The sequence below is a fragment of the Mesorhizobium sp. M3A.F.Ca.ET.175.01.1.1 genome, assembly GCF_004791945.1.
GTDB lineage: Bacteria > Pseudomonadota > Alphaproteobacteria > Rhizobiales > Rhizobiaceae > Mesorhizobium.
In genome coordinates this window covers 1-369 of the sequence record NZ_SRTP01000136.1, presented here as the reverse complement: position 1 = coordinate 369, position 369 = coordinate 1, and the positions used below count along the sequence as shown (strand labels likewise).

General features: G+C 61.5%; 1 protein-coding gene. It reads left to right on the top strand.

Annotation, left to right across the window (positions count from 1 at the left end; all coding sequences use genetic code 11):
• Positions 1-369, top strand: a 369-nt coding sequence (locus EN818_RS31075; protein ID WP_245521430.1) for an FGGY family carbohydrate kinase, incomplete at both ends; no start/stop codon positions are given.

Genomic DNA, 369 nt, shown 5'->3' with positions numbered 1-369 from the left:
CAGCGATCTTCGCCAAGGTCGCCAGGGTGCTCTTGCCCAAGGACTATCTGCGGCTCTGGCTGACCGGCGAGCATATTTCGGAGATGTCGGATTCGGCCGGCACATCCTGGCTCGATGTCGGCAAGCGGCAATGGTCCTCCGAACTGCTTGCCGGGACATCGCTCGACGAAAAGCAGATGCCGTCGCTCACCGAAGGCACGGCGAAGGCCGGCGCCTTGCGCGGCGAACTCGCCTCGAAATGGGGCATTGCTGCCGGCATCCCGAATTTCTTCGATCTGAAGGTCAACCCGGACGGCACCTATACGTTTACCCTGATCGAGTCACGCCCTGTTGCCGACCAGACGTTCAATTTCGCCGGCGTAGCCGGTT